Origin of the sequence: Streptomyces sp. NPDC047017 (assembly GCF_040644175.1) — a bacterium.
Classification (GTDB): domain Bacteria; phylum Actinomycetota; class Actinomycetes; order Streptomycetales; family Streptomycetaceae; genus Streptomyces.
In genome coordinates this window covers 140,082-158,156 of the sequence record NZ_JBEYVW010000007.1, presented here as the reverse complement: position 1 = coordinate 158,156, position 18,075 = coordinate 140,082, and the positions used below count along the sequence as shown (strand labels likewise).

The 18,075-nt window shown below is 73.8% G+C and carries 18 protein-coding genes and 1 pseudogene; 13 read left to right on the top strand and 6 right to left on the bottom strand.

The window, feature by feature from the left end; translation table 11 throughout:
- Window positions 1-350 precede the first annotated feature (350 nt).
- On the top strand, window positions 351-491 hold the full coding sequence (locus ABZ858_RS14305; protein WP_361376611.1) for a hypothetical protein: 141 nt from the start codon (window positions 351-353) through the stop codon (window positions 489-491).
- A gap of 49 nt (window positions 492-540) precedes the next feature.
- On the opposite strand, the gene ABZ858_RS14300 is transcribed toward ABZ858_RS14305, so the two are convergent.
- Together ABZ858_RS14300 and ABZ858_RS14295 are read right to left on the bottom strand one after the other, a co-directional pair.
- On the bottom strand, window positions 541-2,217 hold the full coding sequence (locus ABZ858_RS14300) for a beta-1,3-glucanase family protein (RefSeq protein ID WP_361376608.1): 1,677 nt from the start codon (window positions 2,215-2,217) through the stop codon (window positions 541-543).
- A gap of 126 nt (window positions 2,218-2,343) precedes the next feature.
- Entirely contained in the window at window positions 2,344-3,495 is a 1,152-nt protein-coding gene (locus tag ABZ858_RS14295) for a S1 family peptidase (protein WP_361376605.1), read from the bottom strand.
- A gap of 264 nt (window positions 3,496-3,759) precedes the next feature.
- Here ABZ858_RS14295 and ABZ858_RS14290 point away from each other — a divergent pair, with 264 nt between their 5' ends.
- Together ABZ858_RS14290 and ABZ858_RS14285 are read left to right on the top strand one after the other, a co-directional pair.
- Entirely contained in the window at window positions 3,760-4,746 is a 987-nt protein-coding gene (locus ABZ858_RS14290; protein WP_361376602.1) for a L,D-transpeptidase, read from the top strand.
- A gap of 182 nt (window positions 4,747-4,928) precedes the next feature.
- Entirely contained in the window at window positions 4,929-5,414 is a 486-nt protein-coding gene (locus ABZ858_RS14285; RefSeq protein ID WP_361376599.1) for a hypothetical protein, read from the top strand.
- 119 nt (window positions 5,415-5,533) lie between these two features.
- On the opposite strand, the gene ABZ858_RS14280 is transcribed toward ABZ858_RS14285, so the two are convergent.
- Window positions 5,534-5,908, bottom strand: a complete 375-nt coding sequence (locus ABZ858_RS14280; protein WP_361376596.1) for a VOC family protein — start codon at window positions 5,906-5,908, stop codon at window positions 5,534-5,536.
- 197 nt (window positions 5,909-6,105) lie between these two features.
- On the opposite strand from ABZ858_RS14280, the pseudogene ABZ858_RS14275 reads away from it, so the two are divergent.
- Window positions 6,106-6,995: pseudogene (locus ABZ858_RS14275) on the top strand (alpha/beta hydrolase).
- A 19-nt stretch (window positions 6,996-7,014) separates the two neighbouring features.
- Here the strand turns inward: ABZ858_RS14275 and ABZ858_RS14270 are convergent.
- Window positions 7,015-7,932, bottom strand: a complete 918-nt coding sequence (locus tag ABZ858_RS14270; protein WP_361376593.1) for a cyclase family protein — start codon at window positions 7,930-7,932, stop codon at window positions 7,015-7,017.
- Window positions 7,933-8,062: 130 nt separating this feature from the next.
- On the opposite strand from ABZ858_RS14270, the gene ABZ858_RS14265 reads away from it, so the two are divergent.
- A complete protein-coding gene (locus ABZ858_RS14265) occupies window positions 8,063-8,716 on the top strand; it encodes a helix-turn-helix domain-containing protein (RefSeq protein ID WP_361376590.1) in 654 nt (217 codons plus the stop codon).
- Between the two features lie 30 nt (window positions 8,717-8,746).
- Here the strand turns inward: ABZ858_RS14265 and ABZ858_RS14260 are convergent, their stop codons facing one another.
- Window positions 8,747-9,700: a cation diffusion facilitator family transporter gene (locus ABZ858_RS14260; RefSeq protein WP_361376587.1), complete on the bottom strand. Its 954-nt coding sequence runs from the start codon at window positions 9,698-9,700 to the stop codon at window positions 8,747-8,749.
- Between the two features lie 268 nt (window positions 9,701-9,968).
- Between ABZ858_RS14260 and ABZ858_RS14255 the strand changes: the two genes are divergently transcribed.
- A complete protein-coding gene (locus ABZ858_RS14255; protein ID WP_361376584.1) occupies window positions 9,969-10,355 on the top strand; it encodes an SRPBCC family protein in 387 nt (128 codons plus the stop codon).
- Window positions 10,356-10,380: 25 nt separating this feature from the next.
- On the opposite strand, the gene ABZ858_RS14250 is transcribed toward ABZ858_RS14255, so the two are convergent.
- Window positions 10,381-11,124 carry an IclR family transcriptional regulator gene (locus ABZ858_RS14250; RefSeq protein ID WP_361376581.1) on the bottom strand — a complete coding sequence of 248 codons (744 nt, stop codon included), beginning with the start codon at window positions 11,122-11,124 and terminating at the stop codon, window positions 10,381-10,383.
- A 244-nt stretch (window positions 11,125-11,368) separates the two neighbouring features.
- Here ABZ858_RS14250 and ABZ858_RS14245 point away from each other — a divergent pair, with 244 nt between their 5' ends.
- From ABZ858_RS14245 to ABZ858_RS14215, 7 genes are all read left to right on the top strand, one after another.
- On the top strand, window positions 11,369-12,328 hold the full coding sequence (locus ABZ858_RS14245) for an amidohydrolase family protein (RefSeq protein ID WP_361376578.1): 960 nt from the start codon (window positions 11,369-11,371) through the stop codon (window positions 12,326-12,328).
- A gap of 31 nt (window positions 12,329-12,359) precedes the next feature.
- Window positions 12,360-13,790: an amidohydrolase family protein gene (locus ABZ858_RS14240; RefSeq protein WP_361376575.1), complete on the top strand. Its 1,431-nt coding sequence runs from the start codon at window positions 12,360-12,362 to the stop codon at window positions 13,788-13,790.
- A 39-nt stretch (window positions 13,791-13,829) separates the two neighbouring features.
- Window positions 13,830-14,045: a hypothetical protein gene (locus tag ABZ858_RS14235; RefSeq protein WP_361376572.1), complete on the top strand. Its 216-nt coding sequence runs from the start codon at window positions 13,830-13,832 to the stop codon at window positions 14,043-14,045.
- Window positions 14,046-14,284: 239 nt separating this feature from the next.
- Complete coding sequence (locus tag ABZ858_RS14230; RefSeq protein ID WP_361376569.1) at window positions 14,285-15,649, top strand: cytochrome P450; 1,365 nt, start codon at window positions 14,285-14,287, stop codon at window positions 15,647-15,649.
- 178 nt (window positions 15,650-15,827) lie between these two features.
- Window positions 15,828-16,532, top strand: a complete 705-nt coding sequence (locus ABZ858_RS14225) for a hypothetical protein (RefSeq protein WP_361376566.1) — start codon at window positions 15,828-15,830, stop codon at window positions 16,530-16,532.
- Window positions 16,533-16,581: 49 nt separating this feature from the next.
- Window positions 16,582-17,139: a SigE family RNA polymerase sigma factor gene (locus ABZ858_RS14220; protein ID WP_361376563.1), complete on the top strand. Its 558-nt coding sequence runs from the start codon at window positions 16,582-16,584 to the stop codon at window positions 17,137-17,139.
- Window positions 17,136-17,918, top strand: a complete 783-nt coding sequence (locus tag ABZ858_RS14215; protein ID WP_361376560.1) for a hypothetical protein — start codon at window positions 17,136-17,138, stop codon at window positions 17,916-17,918. The genes ABZ858_RS14220 and ABZ858_RS14215 overlap by 4 nt, the downstream gene beginning before the upstream one ends.
- Window positions 17,919-18,075 lie beyond the last annotated feature (157 nt).

Here is an 18,075-nt window from a genome sequence, read left to right as displayed (position 1 = left end):
TCGCGCCGGGCACCCGCTGGCGCACCTCGCCCGGCCGCCGCCCGGAGCACCGGCTCGATCGTGCCCGGCCGCCCCGGCGGCGGCGTCAGCCCGCCGATCCCGCGCAACCCGCGCCCGACGACCCCGCGTTCCACGGTCGCGGCGATCCGCTCCGGGGCCAGGTCCAGCGGCACGGAGAGGAAGCCGATGAACCGCTGCGGGTACGCGGCCGGCGCGGCGTCCAGCTCCCGCCACGCGCCGCGGTGCGCCTGCGCCGTACCGGCCCGGCCCGGCCCTCGACGGCCTCGCCCGGCACCGCCCTCTCCCGGCGCGGCGAGGCGAGATCACCGGCCCGCTCCGGGTGAGCACGGGTGGCGAACAGCACCGCGCGGTCCACCACCCGGCTGGACGTCCTCGACCGGCGCGCCGCCGGACTGGACACCGCGCGCCGCCTCCTGCGCCGGACGACCGCCGCCATCCAGAGCGCGGCGGACGAAGGAGCGGAGCGGTGAGGAGAGCGGCGGCGCGATGGCGCGGGGCGCGGCGGTGTGCCGGGGGCGGTCAGTGGGTGAAGGTGAACCAGTTGACGTTGACGAACTCGGTGGTGCTCTCCGCGAAGGTCAGATAGACGTCGTGCACGCCGGTGACCGACCGGGTCACGTTGGCCGGCACGGTGCGCCAGGTCTGCCAGCCGCCCGTGGAGCCGAGGTCGATCTCGGCGATCTGCGGCCCGGTCGCGCTGTCCACCCGGACCCGGATCGCACCGCTGACCCCGGCGCCCACCCCGGAGGCGACCCGGGCCACGAACTGCGCCGGTGAGGTACTGCCGAAGTCCACCGAGGCGTACTTCAGCCAGTCCCCGGCGGCGATGTAGCCCACGTCCCGGCCGCCGCCCGAGTCGGTGCAGGACTCGGTCTGCGTGCCGCTCTGCGCGGTGTAGTTCTCCGCCTGGACGGTGGAGTAGGCGCTCGTGCCGCCGCCGGGCGGCGGGGTCGTCCCTCCGCCGCCGCCCGGGCCCAGCGTGATCGTCCAGGACGTGGGAGCCGGGTCCTGGAGGTGACCGTCGACCGGGGCGGCACCGGTGGGCCCGACGTCGTCGTACGGGAAGGCGTAGCCGATGCTCGCGTACTGGTGGACCAGGCGGGCGTAGTGGTTGGTGACGGACTCCGTGTAGTACTGGGCGGGAGTGACCCCGTTCGGCTGGGAGGCGCCGCCGGCCACCAGCAGGCTGGAGCGGTTGAGCGCGGCGGCGAGCCGGGCTGCGACCGCGGAGCGGGCGTCGGCACCGGAGTTGTACAGGGGCCCGCTCGCGCAGCCGAAGATGTCGGTGGCGGAGGGCTTGGTGAACGGCACCCCGTTGGTGTTGAGCCCGGCGAAGGTGAGCACATCGCCGCTGACGGTCCCCGCGTACGCGCCGATCGAGCCCTGGCCGTCCACGGTGAGGGTGTGGGTGCGGTAGTAGTCCCACACCCGGTCCAGGTACGGGTTCCAGTACGCGCCGAAGCCCGTCGGCGCGTGCGAGGGCGCCAGTACGCGCAGCACCGTCCCCGAGGAGTCGGCCGCAACGAGCTGGTCCCAGGGTGCCCCGTCCGCCGCGTGCTGGGCCCGCAGCCCGGAGGCGATGGAGGCCAGCGCGCCCGAGGGCGGCGCCGGCACCGACTGGTTGCCGGCGGCGCCGGTGGTGGCCATCGAGACCGGCAGCGCGACCATGTCGACGTAGCTGATGTTGGCGTACAGGTTCGCCGGGTTGTAGGTGAACTCGCAGAACGTCCAACTGGTGTTCCAGTTGGGGTCGGTGCTGGTGAAGCCGGGCTGCACCAGGCCGGGTACGCCGCCGTTGCCGCCCGGCGGGTTGACGAAGAACTGGATCTTCCGCCCGGTGGAGAACCAGACGCGGCCGCCGATGACGTAGTCGCCGAGCGTCACACGGGTGGGCGCGGAACCCGAACCGCCCAGCGCGATGGCGTAGTCGGGGGCCGGGGTGAGCACCGAGGACGGGCTCGGCAGCCGGTGGAAAGCGCCGTCCGCGGTGACGAAGCCGGGCCGGCCGGAGGTGTCGGCACCGGAGATGTAGGCGTAGACCGGCGCGGAGCCGCCGGAGTTGTTGGCGAGCGCGATCGGGAGCGCGGCGGCGAGGGCACGCGGCCCCGTGCGGGCGGCGGCGGTGCCGGCGGCGGTCAGGGGGAGCGCGGCCGCGGCGGCCGCCGCGGTGGTGAGAAGGGTACGACGGGAGAGCACAGCGGCCTCCTGGGGGTGGGGTGGAGTGGGGAGTGTCGCGAGGGGGAGAGGGGAGGGGTGCTGCTGTCGGGGGCCGGGCCGGCCACCGTCCGGGGGCGGGGGAGGCCGACGCGGCCGGGCGTAAGCTCACGCGGTGTGGAGGGTGAGCCCGTAGCGGTTCAGGATCTCGTTGACCGGCTGGTACCAGGTCTCGCCTCCGCTGCCGCGGTCGCCCCAGCCGCCGGAGGTGACGCCCTGCGCCTGGTCGCCGCTGATGAACGAGCCGCCGGAGTCGCCGGGTTCGGCGCAGACGTTCGTCTTCGTCATCTCGTGCACGGCGCCCTGGCTGTAGTTGACCGTCTCGTTCTTGGCCAGGACGGTGCCGCAGTGCCAGTGCGAGGTCGAGCCCGAGCGGCAGACGGAGGCGCCGATCGGGGCCTCGGCCGAACCGCGCACCAGCTGGTCGGAGACGGTGCCCCAGCCGAGCACGACCGGCACGGTCCGCCAGCCGCTGCCGACATTGACCCACGCGTAGTCGTTGTCCGGGAAGGACGATCCCTGGAAGGTGCCGATGTACGTGTGGTCCCAGCCGTTGACGGCGCCGCCGGGCTGGGCGCGGTGCCCGGCCGTCACGAAGCCGCCGTACACGGAGAAGCCCATGGAGCAGCGCACGTTGCCGGTGTAGTAGGGGTCGCCGCCCACGGTGCCCGCGGCCGGCGTGCGGGGCGCCTGGTCCGTTTGGTGCACGGAGACCGGGCCCGCCGCGCGGGCGCGGGCGACGAAGGACCGGACATCGTTGTCGTCCCGGTGGGAGGAGACCACGTCGACGACGACGGAGCCGGCCCGGGGGTCGACGTGCCGGCCGGCCACCCCGGCGGGAGCGCGCAGCGCGTCGACGCGCTGCATCGTCGCGGTCAGTTCCCGCTCGCCGTGCCGGACGAACGTCACCCGGGCGCCGGTCGCCTCGACTGCTTTCCGGGCGTCGGGGCGGGTGAGGGCCACGACGGGTCTCCCGCTCGCCGCGTCGAACCATGAGCCCCCGTACGCGTCGCCCGCAACCCGTTCGGCGCCGCGTTCGGTCCGGCGGGCCGTCGTCTCGGCGGTGAGCCGGCCGACCGCCTCGCTCCGGGTGAGCCCGAGGTCGCGCCGCAGGGCGTCGGAGGCGGGGGCCGCCCGGCGGGCGGCGGCAGCGGCAGGCGTGGCGGCGCCGTCCGCCGCGGCTTCGGTGCGCCCGGCGGACGTGGCGGTCAGGAGGAGCCCGGCGGCCGGCACCGCGCGGAGAACTGCGGCTTGTCTCATGGGCGTTGCCTCTCGTCGATCCGAAGGCCGGTGGGGGCGCGAAGGGCAGAGCCGGCCTGAGAGCGCTCTCAGGAGGTGGCCGTTTCACAGTAGCGCCGCCGGTTTGGCAGGTCCATACCAAAATCAACGGCGATCGGGGCGGACGGCCGTACGAGTTTTTGAGACATGCTTTACGCGATGTCAGGAACTCGGCCGCATGTGTTCACCGTCTGACAGAGGTGTGGGCCCGTCAGGGCCGGATGAGTTGAGAGAGTGGGGCAGGTCATGGGACGGCGCAGGAGCGGCATAGGCATCGCACTCGTCACGTGCGCGGTGCTGGTGGGCGCGAGTGCCTGTGGCAAGGGTGGCGACGACAAGGCGAGCGGGGGCGACGCGAAGGCACCGGGCAAGCCGAGTGCGAGCGCCTCTCCGTCGCCGACGAAGCCCGCGGGGCCGCCGATGCTGCTGGACACGATCACCCCGCAGCCGAACGCCACCGTCGGCGTGGCCATGCCGATCTCGGTGGTGTTCTCGAACCCGGTGGCGTCGAAGGCCCGGGCCGCGGTCGAGAAGCACATGAAGGTGAGCGCCTCCCAGCCGGTGGCCGGCGCCTGGCACTGGTTCGGCGACAAGCGCGCCGACTGGCGGCCGAAGACGTACTGGCCCTCCGGCACCCAGGTGAAGGTCGACGTCGACATGAAGGACGTCACCGACGGCAACGGGCGTTACGGCGTCCGCGACTACACGCACGCCTTCAAGATCGGTGACGATGTGCGCGCGGACGTCTCGGTGACCGGCCACACCATGAAGGTGACCCGGAACGGCAGCGCGGTGCGCACCCTGTCGATCAACGCGGGCAGCGCCCAGTACCCGACCTGGAACGGCACGATGGCCGTCATCGACAAGGAGGAGAAGGTGCACATGACCTCCTGCAGTGTCGGCATCAGCTGTGACAAGGGCAGCCCCAACTACTACGACCTGACGCTGCCCTGGGACGTCCACCTCACCCAGTCCGGTACGTACGTCCACTACTCGACCGGCGACCCCGACCCGGGCAGCGGCAGCGCCCGCGGCTCGCACGGCTGCGTCCACCTCTCCCTGTCGGACGCCAAGTGGTTCTACGGCCAGGTCAAGCAGGGCGACCCCATCACCATCACCGGCTCGCCCCGCGCCAAGGCCTCGGCCGACAACGGCTACGCCGACTTCAACCTGGACTGGGGCCAGTGGCTCGCGGGCAGCGCCTCGGGGGAGGGGACGACCGCCGCTCTCTGAGCGATGACCTGGCCCGCGCGGCACCCCGGCGGTACTGGCCGGGGTGCCGCGCGGCCGATCACCGCCGTGTGCGCGTGGGCGGCGATTGTCACCGTCCCGTCACAGCCGGCGATCGGTGAAACCCGCGCCCGCGGTCCGGTATCTCCCTGGGTGTCAGCAGTTGTTCATAGCAGAGGATGCCCATGAACCACCGTTTCGTCTCCGCCGGCGTGGTCCTCGCCTCCGCCGCCGCGCTCTTCGCCACCACGTGCGGAACGGCCGGCGCCGCGCCGAACGCGAAGCCCGGCACCGCAGCCGTGTCCGCGGGTGCCACAGGTGCCACGGGGGCCACGGCCTGGAAGCCGTGCCACCTGCCCGCCGGGTACCAGCACATCTTCGAGCTGCACTCCGCCAAGGCGGCCAAGGGCGGCACCGTCGTGCGCGTCACCCCGCAGACCTGCAAGGTGAACACGCACAACGACGAGGACGTGGCCTACACCCCGAGCGGAGCGGCCAGGTCGCTCGGCTTCGCGTCAGGCGCCTCCGTCAAGGTCCTCCACGACACCACCACCGTGAAGGTCACCCCGAAGTGGCTGGCGACCCACAAGCTCGCCAACAGCCCGTACTTCTACTACCGCGTCAACAGCCACCACCAGATCACCGCCCTGGAGGAGATCTACCACCCGTAGAGCGGTGAGCCGCCATGCGGCCGTCTCCGGCCCGCCTTTCGGCACGGGGGGCCGGAGACGGCCGCACGGCGCGTGCCGGCCCAGCGGCAGCTCTCCCGGTTCCTGGTTCCGGCGCCCGCTCAGTGCATGCAGAGGCAGAACGGATGGCCGGCCGGATCGGCGTACACCCGCCAGTTGGCCCCCGGCTGGACCTGGTCCGTCCGCTCCAGCACGGTCGCGCCGAGAGCGAGCGCCCGCTTCTCCTCCTCGTCGAGGTCGTCCACGTCGAAGTCCAGGTGGAGTTGCTGCGGGCGATCCTGCCCGGGCCACTCGGGCGGCCGGTAGCCGTCCACCCGCTGGCAGGCCAGCGTCGTCCCCTCGAAGCCGTGCACCTCGACCCAGTTGCTGTCCACCGGGTCCGCGACCACCCGGCCGCCGAGCAGTTCCGCGTAGAACTCCGCGAGGCGTACCGGGTCCGCGCAGTCCAGCGCGACCGCCTGAAGCTTCCGAATCACTTCCGCACCTCTCGTCCTTCGGCCGCTCCCGCGACCCCGTCGTACGGGAGGGGCCGTACCCACCGCCGCGGACGATCACACGCGGCCGCTCGCTTCCCTCCCCGGCGGCATGCCCGTTGCCGGCCGGGGCAGGCGCAAGGGCCGATGCCGTGCCGTCGTCGCCGGGTGGTTGCGCGCCGGGCCTGAAGGAGGCCGGGGTGTTCGAAGGGTTCCAGGAGGCGCGGGTCGACGTCGGTGAGGCGTCCGTCTTCGTCCGTCACGGCGGTCAGGGCCCGCCGGTGGTCCTGCTGCACGGCCATCCCCGCACGTCGGCCACGTGGCACCGGGTCGCGCCACGGCTCGTCGCGGCCGGGCACACCGTGGTCTGCCCGGATCTGCGCGGCTACGGACCTTCCCGGGGACGCGGTTCACGGCGGATCACGCGGGCTACTCCAAGCGCGCCGTCGCCGGTGACGTGGTGACCGTCATGCGGCGTCCGGGGCACCGCCGGTTCGCGCTCGCCGGGCACGACCGCGGCGGCAGCGTGGCCCTGCGCCTGACACTCGATCACCCCGAGGCCGTCTCCCGCGTGGCGTTCCTGGGCTGTCTGCCGCTGACGGAACATCTGTCGCGGATCACCGCCGAGTTCGCCACCCGGTGGTGGCACTGGTTCTTCTTCGCGCAGCCGGACATCCCCGAGCGCGTCATCACCGCCGACCCCGACGGCTGGTACCGGGGCGACCCCGATGTCATGGGAGCGGAGAACCATGCGGAGTGGCGCCGGGCCACCCGCGATCCCGACGTGGTGCGGGCGATGCTGGAGGACTACCGCGCCGGACTCACCGTCGACCGGCGGCACGAGGAGGCCGACCGGAACGCCGGCAGGCGCGTCACCTGCCCGACGCTGGTCCTCCGGTCACTCCGGGACGACCTGGAGGATCTCTACGGCGACCCCCTAGCGGTCCGGCGCCGCTGGTGCGCCGACGTCCGCGGGCACGGCGTCGACTCCGGACACCATGTCGCCGAACAGGCGCCCGAGGCCCTGGCCTCCGTCCTGGCCGGCTTCCTCCGCTCGGACCCGGCGGGCGGCTGCGGCGACGACAAGTGACCGGACGTGCGCAGGAGGGTCAGCGGACGGCCACCGGGCTGACCGGTGAGCCGGCTCCGCCGCTGATGCGCAGCGCCGTGGCGGTGAGGAAGAAGTCCCAGTGGCCGTCGGCGCGGCAGGCGTCGGCGAGATCGTCGAGCTGCCACATCTCCCCGAGCATCATGCCCATGTCCCGGATGAGCACGGCGTGCAGCGGGATGAGCCCGTCGTCGGCCGGCTGCACCTCCACGCCCCAGTTGTCGCAGGCCACCATCGCCAGTTCCCGCTCGTGGAACCACCGGGCGCACGCCGGGTCGAGCCCGGGTTCCTCGTCCAGCCAGCCGTGCCAGCCCTCGGTGAGGCCCTTGCGCAGCCAGCCGGTGCGCACCAGGAGGGCGTCCCCGGTCCTGAGCCGGACGCCCGCGCGCTCCTCGGCGCGTTCCAGGTCGGCCACGGTCACCGGGCGGCCCGCCGCCAGCCATTCCCCGCCGTCCAGCGCGGCCACGTCCAGGAGGACGCCCCGGCCGGTGAAGCCCGGCAGGGTCGCGTCGATCGCGTTGCGGGTGGCCCCGAGCCCCGGGGTGACGGCGTCGGTCGGCACCCCGTTGTAGAAGGCCCCGTCGTAGCCGACGTGGGTGAGGCCGTCGAGCTGGGTGCCGGACTGCAACGGCATGGTGATGAAGTCGTCGCTGATGACCAGCCCTTCGGGGGCGGTGAAGTCGTACGGCGTCATGGTCATGGTGTGGACCGGGTTGATCCGCCGCAGCCAGCCGGTCTGCGGCCCCTCGGCGCCCACCGGAATGCTCAGCTCGTACCGCAGCCCCGTGCGCACGGAGGCGAGCGCCTCCTTCACCGTCTCCGGGGTGACGAAGTTCAGCGTGCCCCTCTCGTCGTCGTCGCCCCAGCGGCCCCAGTTCGACAGTTCCCGCCCGGTCTTCTTGAACGCGTACTCGGCCATGGAAAGCCCCGCCCTCCTCTTCGCCCTCTTCGTCGGACTCATTGCACTCATTGCACTCCTTGTGACGATAACCTGGGAGTGCAGTCAGTGCAATGAAATGGCGGACGATGTGAACGCGACGGGCGGACCAGTGAGCGGCGGACCAGCCGGTGAACGGCAGCAGCGGGAACCGGGCCGGCGAGAGCACCGCAAGCGCGCCACCACGGCCCGCCTGCGCGACTCGGCGACCAGGCTCGCCGCACTGCACGGCGCGGACCGCGTCACCATCGACGACATCTGCGCCGACGCGGGCGTGTCCCGGCGCACGTTCTTCAACCATTTCGCCACCAAGGACGAGGTCTTCCTCGCCTGGGAGGCGGCCGACGACGCCCACCTCGCCGGCCTCATCGCGGCCAGGCCCCGCGCCGAGAGCCCGGTCAGAGCGGCCCTGTGGGCCATGACCACGACCGCCTTCGCCTCCGAGCCCGGCAGCCGCGCCACCGTCGTCCGCGAGGTGATGGCCCGCAACCCCGCCGTGGCCGCCCAGGCCACCCAGCTCACCCGCAAGGTCATCCACGCCGTCGAACTGGGCATCGCCGAACGACTCGGCCTGGCCCCCGACTCCCACCCCGTACGGCTCGGCGCCGTCACCGCCGTCGCCGCCCTCACCATCACCATGCGCGACGCCCCCGCCGACGAACCCGGCCGGGAACGGCTCCTGGAGGAGACCTGCCGCGTACTGGACCACGGCTTCCTGAGCCTGCGGCCCGACGACACCGCTGCCGGCGGCCGGGACGGCGGATGAGGCGAGGGCGCGCGACCCGCTCACCCCCATTCAGCGCGCCGCCTCACCCGCCGCCGCATCGCTCGCGGACACGGGCGTCACATACGCGTCCACGATCCCCGGCCGGGCGTCCAGCATCCGCTCCACCCGCCGGATCGCGGCGGCGACGCCCGCCCGGTCGAGTCCGGGATCGAACACCGCGCGCACCGCGACCACGGCCTGTTCGGGCCCGGTGATCAGTGCCGTCACCCGCGCCACCCCGGCCACGCCCTCCACCGCCGCGACCAGCTTCCCGATCCGTTCCCGCGCCTCGTCCCCGGCGCTCGGCGCGCTCATCAGGTACCGGTCCGTCCGCATCAGGACGAGCGCCAGGGCGATCAGCATCAGCCCGATCAGGATGCTCGCCACCGAATCGAAGACACCGTTCCCGGTGGCCTGGTGCAGGGCCAGCCCCGCGACGGCCACCGGCGCCGTGGCCACGGCGGCGGCATTGGCCGCGAAGACCGTCTGAGCGGCCGGGTCCGTGGTCTCGGAGAACTCGGCGGCCAGGCCGCGTCCGGCCGAGCGGGCCCGCCCGCGCAGCATCCGCACGGCCCCCACCAGGGCCACGCCGTCGGTCAGCAGCAGGGCGAACAGCAGCAGATAGGCGAACAGATACCCCTGCCCCGGCTCCGGGTGCCCCAACGACGCCAATCCCTGGAGCAGGCCGGCCACACCGCCGCCCACGAAGAGCCCGACCGCCGCGAGCAGCGACCAGTAGAACGCCTCGCCGCCGTAACCGAGCGGATGCTCCTCGTCCGCCGGACGCCTGCTGCGGTACAGCCCGACGAGCAGCAGGACCTCCACGCCGACGTCCGACACACTGAACATGGTCTCGGCGAACAGCGTCGACGACCCGGAGACCGCCGTCAGGATTCCCAGCAGCACCGCCTGCGTGGCCACGATCGCGAGCGTGAGCACGATGCTTGCACGGCTGCTGCCATGGCTCCCGGCCTCGCCTGTCACGGCGCCACGATCCCATGGGGCCCACCCACCACGGCGGACCAGGGCGCTCCCGTACGGCACCGGGACCGGCACGTTCACTCCGCGGGCCGAACGCCACGGGAAACGGAAGATGCGGGCGGCGCGTCCTCCCGCGAGAGTGGAAGGACCGTATACCCACCCCAGCCCCACCCCCATTCCAGCCGCCGCGACCCGACGGGCGGACCCACGTGGCCCACGAGCACAAGCCGCGGCCCGGCGAGACGACCGCCCACCCCGCCACGGACGTGCCATGGCCGGCCTGACCCTGCACGCCGTGGGCCCGGCCCGCCCCGAGGCCGTCTGGGAACGGTATGCGTGCCTCGACCAGTGGGCGTCCTGGTCGCCGCAGATCAGGGCCGTGCACGCCGACCTCCGCCACCTGGCCCCCGGACTGGGCGGCGCGGTCGAATCGGTCGCCGGTCTCCGTGCCGCCTTCCGGGTCGGGGCCGTCGACCAGGACCGGCGCTACTGGACCTGGCGCGTCCGGCTCGGGCCGCTCCGGGTGACGCTGCGCCACGACGTGCGCGCGCATCCGCGAGGCAGCAGGGCCGGCCTCACCCTGCGGGGGCCGCTGCCCGTCCTGGTCGCCTACGCCCCCCTCGCGCGACTCGCCCTCCGCCGCCTGGTGCGCCCCTGACCGGACCTCTCGCGGCGCACTCCCGTCAGCGGGGGACGGCCCGGCCGCTGTCCTCGGTGAGCCGGCGGGAGAGCGCCCGGGCCGTCGCCCGTACGGCCGGCCCGTAGCCCGGAGAGCCAGGACCGGTGTCCGGCCCGACGACCGACAGGGCCGCCACCACCTCGTCGCCGTCCCGTACCGGAGCGGCCACCGTGGTGACCCGGAAGGGACGGTCCTGCCGCCCCACGGCGTGCTCGCCGCGCCGCACCTGCGCGAGCACCCGGCGCAGGTCCTCCAGGCCGTGGATGTCGTCGTCGCCACGCCCGGGCTCGTACGCGGCGACGGCCTCGTCCTGGACGTGGCGCGGCGCGAAGGCGAGCAGCACCAGGCCCACGCCGGTCGAGGTCAGCGGCAGGCGGCCGCCCACGCGGTAGCGCACCGGACTCGCGTCGCGCGCCGACAGCCGCTCCACGAGCAGCGCCTCACCCTGGTCCCGCACGGCGAGCAGCACATGCTGGCGGGTGACGTGGAAGAGATCCTCCATGTACGGCATCGCCACCGCCCGCAGCCCGTGACCGCGCGGGGCCAGCGAAGCGGTCTCCAGCAGCCGCAGCCCGACGACGTAACGGCCGTCGTCGAGACGTTCCAGCGCGCCCACCCGCACCAGCGACCGGGCCAGGCGCAGCGCGCTGCTGCGCGGGGTGCCGCTGCGCTGGGCGAGTTCGGCGAGAGTCTGCGCACGATGGTCACCGTCGAAGGCGCCCAGCAGGGCGAACGCCCGGTCGATCACCGGCTGCCCCTCACGCGGCCGGCCCCCGCCCCTTCGCCGCGCCCCGCCCGACCCGCTCGGCCCGCCCGGATTGTCTTCGGGTATCGCTGTTCCATTCATCGGAATCACCCAGGCCAATGTACGGCTCCGCTCCCTACGGTGGCAGCCACGACCGGCCGCGACCCCGACCTCGGTCCCGACCCCGCAAGCGCCCCGGACCAGCTCAACACCCAAGACCACCGTCCAGATCAACGGAGGCTCTCCCATGACCCCGACCGGATTCGTCGACGTCCACGCCCACTACGTCACCGACGGCTATGTGGGCGCGGCCCGGGCCGCCGGTATCGAACATCCCGACGGCATGCCCGGCTGGCCGGCCTGGAGCGTCGAGCAGCACCTCGGCCTGATGGACCGAAGCGGGATCGAGAAGGTGTACCTGTCGGTCTCGTCGCCGGGTGTGCACTTCGGGGACGACGGCGCGGCCCGGGCGCTGGCCCGCGAGGTCAACGAGTTCGGCGCCCACGTCCGCGACGGGCACCCGCGCCGGTTCGGTCTCTTCGCCTCGCTGCCCCTGCCCGACGTCACGGGCGCGCTCGCCGAGGCCGCCCACGCGCTGGACGTCCTGGGCGCCGACGGAGTGACCGTGGAGAGCAACCACCGCGGCGTCTACCTCGGCGACCCGCGCCTGGAACCGCTCTGGGAGGATCTCGACCGGCGCGGCACCGTCGTCTTCGTCCACCCCACCTCGCCGCCGCACGCCGACGACCTCGCCCTGGGCCGCCCCCGGCCGATGCTGGAGTTCCTCTTCGAGACCGCCCGCACCGCGAGCGACCTGCTCTTCCGCGGCGTCCTCGCCCGCCGGCCGCGCATCCGGTGGATCCTGACCCACGGCGGGGGCGCGCTGCCGCTGCTCGCCGACCGGATGGAACTGTTCCGCACCCACTTCGGTGAGGGCCCCGTCGACGCGCCGAGCGCCGTGGAACAGCTCGGCCGACTCTGGTACGACATGGCCGGGACGCCCTTCCCGCGCCAGATCCCCGCCCTCGACGCGGCCTTCGGCACCGAGCGCCTCCTCTACGGCAGCGACTACTGCTGGACGCCCCTGGACGCGGCCCTCGCCCAGGTCGCCTCCGTCGACTCCGCGGCCGGACCCAGCGCCGGCGACACCTGGCGCGACCTCACCACGCGCAACGCACGCCGCCTGTTCGCCGCGGACGCGCGGTGACCGCGTGAGCGGCACGAAGGAACCGAGGACCGTGCCCGGCCGTCCCCCCGCCCTCCTGCTGAGCGGCGCGACCGTCGTCGACACCCGCGACGGCTCGCACCGCCCCGGGACCGATGTGCTGATCCAGGACGGCGTCATCACCGCCGTCGCCCGCGGACTCACCCCGCCCGGCGGCGCCGAGACCGTCGACGCCCGCGGACACTACGTGGTCCCCGGCTACAACGACATGCACGCCCATCCGCTGGGCCGCGGCGGCGACGTGGCGGCCACCCTCGCACTCATGCTCGCCCACGGCATCACCGGCTACCGCCAGATGTCCGGAGACCTCGGCCTGCTGCACGCCCGCGCCTCGGGACGGCTGACCTTCCCCGAGGCATCACCGGCGCTGCTCGCCCTGCCGGGACCGCTCCTGACGACGCTGAACACCGCCACGCCCGAACAGGCCGCCGCGACCGTACGCGAACAGGTCGAGGCGGGCGCCGACTTCGTCAAGTCGGTCGCGATGACCAAGGAGCGGTTCTTCGACGCCCAGGCCGAGGCACTGCGTCTCGGTGTGCCGATCGTCGGCCACCTGCCCGGTGGCCTCGACGTCCTCAAGGCGTCCCGGCTGGGCATGAAGTCGATCGAGCACTTCGGTTCCGGCCTCGGCGTCCTGGCCTGCTGCTCCACCGACGAGCACGCCCTCCGGCAGGCCGCGGGGGAGCGCCGGCGCCTCTCCCTGCCGAAGATCAGGCTGCCGTTCATGGACAAGGCCGTGGCCGCGCTCATGCGGAGGGTGGTGCTCAACCCGGTCAACCTCAACGCGCCCGAGGACATCGCGCTCGTGGAGCACGCCGTACGGACGTACGACGAAGACCGCACCCGCGCACTCGCCGGGCACTTCGCGGCGGACGGCACCTGGCACGTGCCGACCCTCATCCGGCAGAAGACCAGCAAACTCTGCGACGACCCCGCCTTCGCCGCCGACCCCGACCTGCGCTACATGGCCCCCGCCACGCTGAAGACGTGGAACGGCGCGGTGGCCAGGTTCCGCAAGCGGTTCACGGCCGGGCAACGGGCCGTCCTCGCCGCCTCCCACCGCCGCGAGTACGACATGGCGCGGATCTTCGACGAGGCGGGCGTCCGGATGCTCGTCGGCACCGACTCCTCCGGGGCCGTCTGGGTGGTGCCCGGCGCTGCGCTGCACGACGAGATCGACCTGCTCGCCGAGGCCGGGATCGCACCGCTCACCCTGCTGCGGATGCTGACGCTGCACGCCGCGCGGTTCCTCGGCACCACCGACTCGATGGGCACCGTCGAGGAGGGCAGGAACGCCGACCTCGTCCTCCTCGACGCCGACCCCGTCACGGACGCCGCCCATCTGCACCGCGTCGTCGGTGTGGTCCGCGCCGGCCGCCATCACCCCGAGGCAGCCCTCACGGCGATGAAGGACCGCCTCGCGACGACCCGCCGCGTCGACTGATCCGGTCCGCCCGTTCCCTGCCGGCCACGGTCCCATCCGGTGAACACCACGCACGACAGCTACCGGGCGCGGGCCCTGGCCCTCCAGGCGGACGACGACGTCGGCTTCGACCCCTTCGCCCAGGACCCGGAGACCCGGGACTGGCTCTTCGCCGTCTTCTGCGACAACGGCGCGCTGACACCCGCTTACCTCGCCCCGCTGGTCCTGGCCCGCAGGCAACGCCTGACGCGGTCCGCCCTGGCCGAGACCGCGTAGCCGTTCCAGTCGTTCCTGGCCGACCTGCCCCGCGCACCGGCTGGGAACGCGCCCGGCCCTGCGCTCCGGACAGGCCGTCCGGGCCTGTCCGGAAGGGCACACCCCGCGCCCGATCGCGCCGCCGCGCGGCCGTGACCCGGCCGGGACGGGGGAGACTGCCGGTGTCGAGGGCGAGTCGAGGGGCGGCCCTGCGGGCGGACCTGTGACCCGTGGGCGGGCCCCGGACAGGAGGCACCGTCATGCGCATCCCCGGACCTGGGCACCAGGAGGACGGCGGACTGGGCGCCGTCGCGGCCGCGGGCGGCCTGCACCGCTACCAGTTGCACCTGCACGACACGTACGGGCCCGTCGTGCGCTTCCAATTGCCGGGCGCCGAAGCGGCCGTGTCGGTCTGCGACCCCGTACTCCTGGAGGCCACGGCGCACCTCGACAAGCGGCCCGAGGGACTGTTCTCGTTCCTGGACCCGCTGTGCGAGGCGGGCAACCTGCAAGTGCTCCCCGCCGACGAGCACACGCCCTGGCGCCGGCTGCTGCTCTCGGTGCTCGCCGGACGCCCCACCCACGAGCGGCACTTCGCGCGCTTCACCGAGCAGGCGCGGCACCTCGCGGACCGCTGGACCCGGCAGGCCGACGCCGACGGCGAACCCGTCGAGCTGCAACAGGAATTGACCGCGCTGTCCCTCCGCATGATCTGCGGGTTCGCGCTCGGCGGCGCGGACACGGAGGCCGGCACGGACGTGGACCGGGTCGTCACGGCGTTCGAGGACGTCCTCACCGAATACTTGGGGCGGCTCTACCAAGTGCCCCGGGCCGACCCGCACTCGGCGGAACGGGCCGAGGCGGCCCTCGCGTACCTGCGCGCGACGGTCGACCGCGTGGTGGCCGCCCACCGCTCAAGCGGCCGCACCGACCGCGGCGACCTGATCGGGGCGCTCGTCGAGGCCGGGGAGAGCCCGGCGCGGACCCGGGACACCGTGATGATGACGCTGCTCGCCGCCCACCACACCACCGGCGTCGCCGTCTCCTGGACGCTGCACCTGCTGGGCCGCCACCCCGCCGTGGCCGACCGCGTCGCCGCCGAACTGGACCGGGTGCTCGGCGAGCGCGCCGCGCCCGCCTACGGCGACCTGCGGCGGCTCACGTACCTCGACAAGGTGCTCAAGGAGTCGATGCGCCTGTTCCCGCCCGGCCCGTACGGCGCCCGCGAGACGACCGAGGACCTGGCCCTCGGCCCGTACGAGATCCCCGCCGGGACGACGGTGTTCTACCCGTTCTGGGCGGTGCACCTGAACCCCGACCACTGGCCCGAGCCCGAACGGTTCGACCCCGAACGGTTCACCCCGCAGCAGACCGCCGGGCGGCCACGGCTCGCGTACGTCCCCTTCGGCATCGGGCCCCGCAGCTGCGAGGGCGCCGCCCTGGCCACCGTCGAGGCCCAGCTCGTCCTGGCCGTCCTCCTCAAGCGCCTGCGCTTCTCGCCCGCGCCGGGGCACGAGGTGACGCCGGTGGAACGGTTCGTGCTGTGGGCGCGGGACGGGATCCGGATGCGGGTGCGGCCGCGGGACGCCGCCGGCCCCACAACCATGACAAATCGGTCTCCGTGAAGTGATGTCGTGCGGGCGTGCAACCCGCCGCGGGGGTCCGGGAGTACCTACGAGCGGATGTCCGAGCCGCGCCGCCGTTCCCGGTGGTCGCGGCAGGCCGGCGCGCGGGCCCAGCGCGCGGGCCGTCGAGGACCGCCCGGCGCGGTGCCGGGCGGCAGCTCTGAAGGGGAAACGCTCCATGACTCTCAGTCCTGGCAGGAAGGCGGCCAGAGCGGCCGTCGCCGTCGCCGCCCTCGGCGGGATGTCGTTCGGCGCCTCCGCGATCGCGGCGACGCCGGGCCCGGCCACCCGCCCGGCGTCGGCGCCGGCACTCGTCCCCGCCGTCGCCGTACGATCCGTGTCCGCTCACCAGCAGGTACCGCAGGCGCCGCGACTGCCGCCCGTCGTCACGCAGATGATCGGCGGCGGCACGGTGGACGGGCACCGCTGGTCGGTGGCGCTGGAGTTCCACCGGACGCTGCCCAAGGGCTACACCCTGCCCGCCCGCCCGGACGGGACGACGGCGCCGGGCACCTCGTCGCTGCTGTGCCAGCGCATGTACATCGGCGGTGTCCGCATCGACCACCAAGGCGGCCCGTGGGCCGACTGCCGGCCGGTCGACGGCACCCGGGACCCCCGCGTCGCGGGCGGCCTGGGCCTGTGGGGCCTGCACGACAAGGGCCTCAGCGGCAGCCGGCTCATGGTGTCCACCCCCGAAGCCGCCGTCGCCCACGGTGTGGTGTCCCTGTCGGACGGTACGCGGGTGAAGGCGGCCACGGTCGCCGTGCCCGGCACCGTCTACCGCGCCTGGGCCGCGCCCGTCCCGGACGGACGGACCATCACCGCGGTCGACCAGTACGACGCCCGGCACCGCCTGCTCAGCCACGACACCGACTGGCACTGACCACTCGGACGACTCGGACGACTCAGACGAAGGACAGGCACATCCTGCCGTGCAGCCAAGTGACCGCAGGGCCGCGGACAGCGGACCGGACTCGGACTTCACCCGGTTCGTCACCGCCCGCTGGCGAGCCCTGACCCACACCGCGTACCTCCTCACCGGCGACTTCCACGAGGCGGAAGACCTGGTGCAGACGACGCTGGCGAAGGTCTACCCGCACTGGCGGCGACTGGAGCCGGAACGCGCCGAACACTACGTGCGGCGCGCCCTGGTCAACACCAACCGCAGCCGGTACCGCCGCCGCAGGATCACCCACCTCCTTCTGCCGTCGCTGCCCGACACCGGCCCCGTCCACGACGACGGGGCCGGTGCCGGGGGCTCGGACGTGCACGACGACCTGGCCCGCGGGCTCGCCGAACTGCCCGAGCGGCAGCGGGCGGTCGTGGTGCTGCGCTACTGCGAGGACCTGTCCGTCGAGGAAGTGGCGGACATCCTCGGCTGCTCGACCGGCACCGTGAAGAGCCAGGCGTCCCGGGCCCTGGCCAAACTGCGCAGCCGCTCGACCCTCGCCCGCACCTGCCTGCCCGGCCGTCCCGCAGAGGCACGATGACTCCTGACCACGAGCAAGAGGACTGGCTGCGCGTCGCCGTCGCCCGGTCCCGCGACGCCCACCCTTCGTCCCAGGCTCCCGTCGACCGGATCCTGACCGTGGCGCGCGCCCGCAGGAAACGGCGCCGTGCCGCGGCCGTGGTGGCGAGCGCCGCCTGCGTCCTCGGCCTCGGTCTGGCGGTCCCGTTCCTGAAGCCACCGCCCGACGCCGTCGGCACCGCGGGCCGGCCCTCGCCCTTCCCGACCCACCGCGCCGCCCCCACATCCGCTCCCGCCCCCAGCACGGTCAGTGCCCGGGTGGCCGAGGGGACGACGGACGGGCACCGCTGGTCGGTGACGCTGGAGTTCCACCGGACGCTGCCCAAGGACTACACCCCGCCCAGGTCGCCCGGCGGAACCACGGCGCCGGAGGGGTCGCTGCTGTGCCGGCGCATGGTCATCGGCGGTGTCCGCATCGACCACCAGGGCGGCCCCTGGTCCGACTGCCAGTCGGTCACCGGCACCCAGGACCCCCAGGCATCGGGGGAGACGGGGCTGTGGGGCCTGCACGACAGGGGTCTCAGCGGCACCCGCCTGATGGTGTCCAACCCCGAAGCCGCCGTCGCCTACGGTGTCGTGTCCTTGTCCGACGGTACGCGGGTGAAGGCGACCACGGTCGCCGTCCCCGGCACCGACTACCGCGCCTGGGCCGCGCCCGTCCCGGACGGACGGACCATCACCGCGGTCGACCAGTACGACGCCCGGCACCGCCTGCTCAGCCACGAAACCGACTGGCGCTGACCCCTCCTGACCCTCCCGACCCTCTCGACCGGCCCGACCGGCCTTCCGGTCCCACCAGGCTTCCGGTCCCACCGGCCTTCCGGCCCTGCGGGGCCCGGTGGCCCCAGGGGCGTGGCCGGTTCACCACCGGTGTGCACGGCGCACCGGGAGCGGCAAC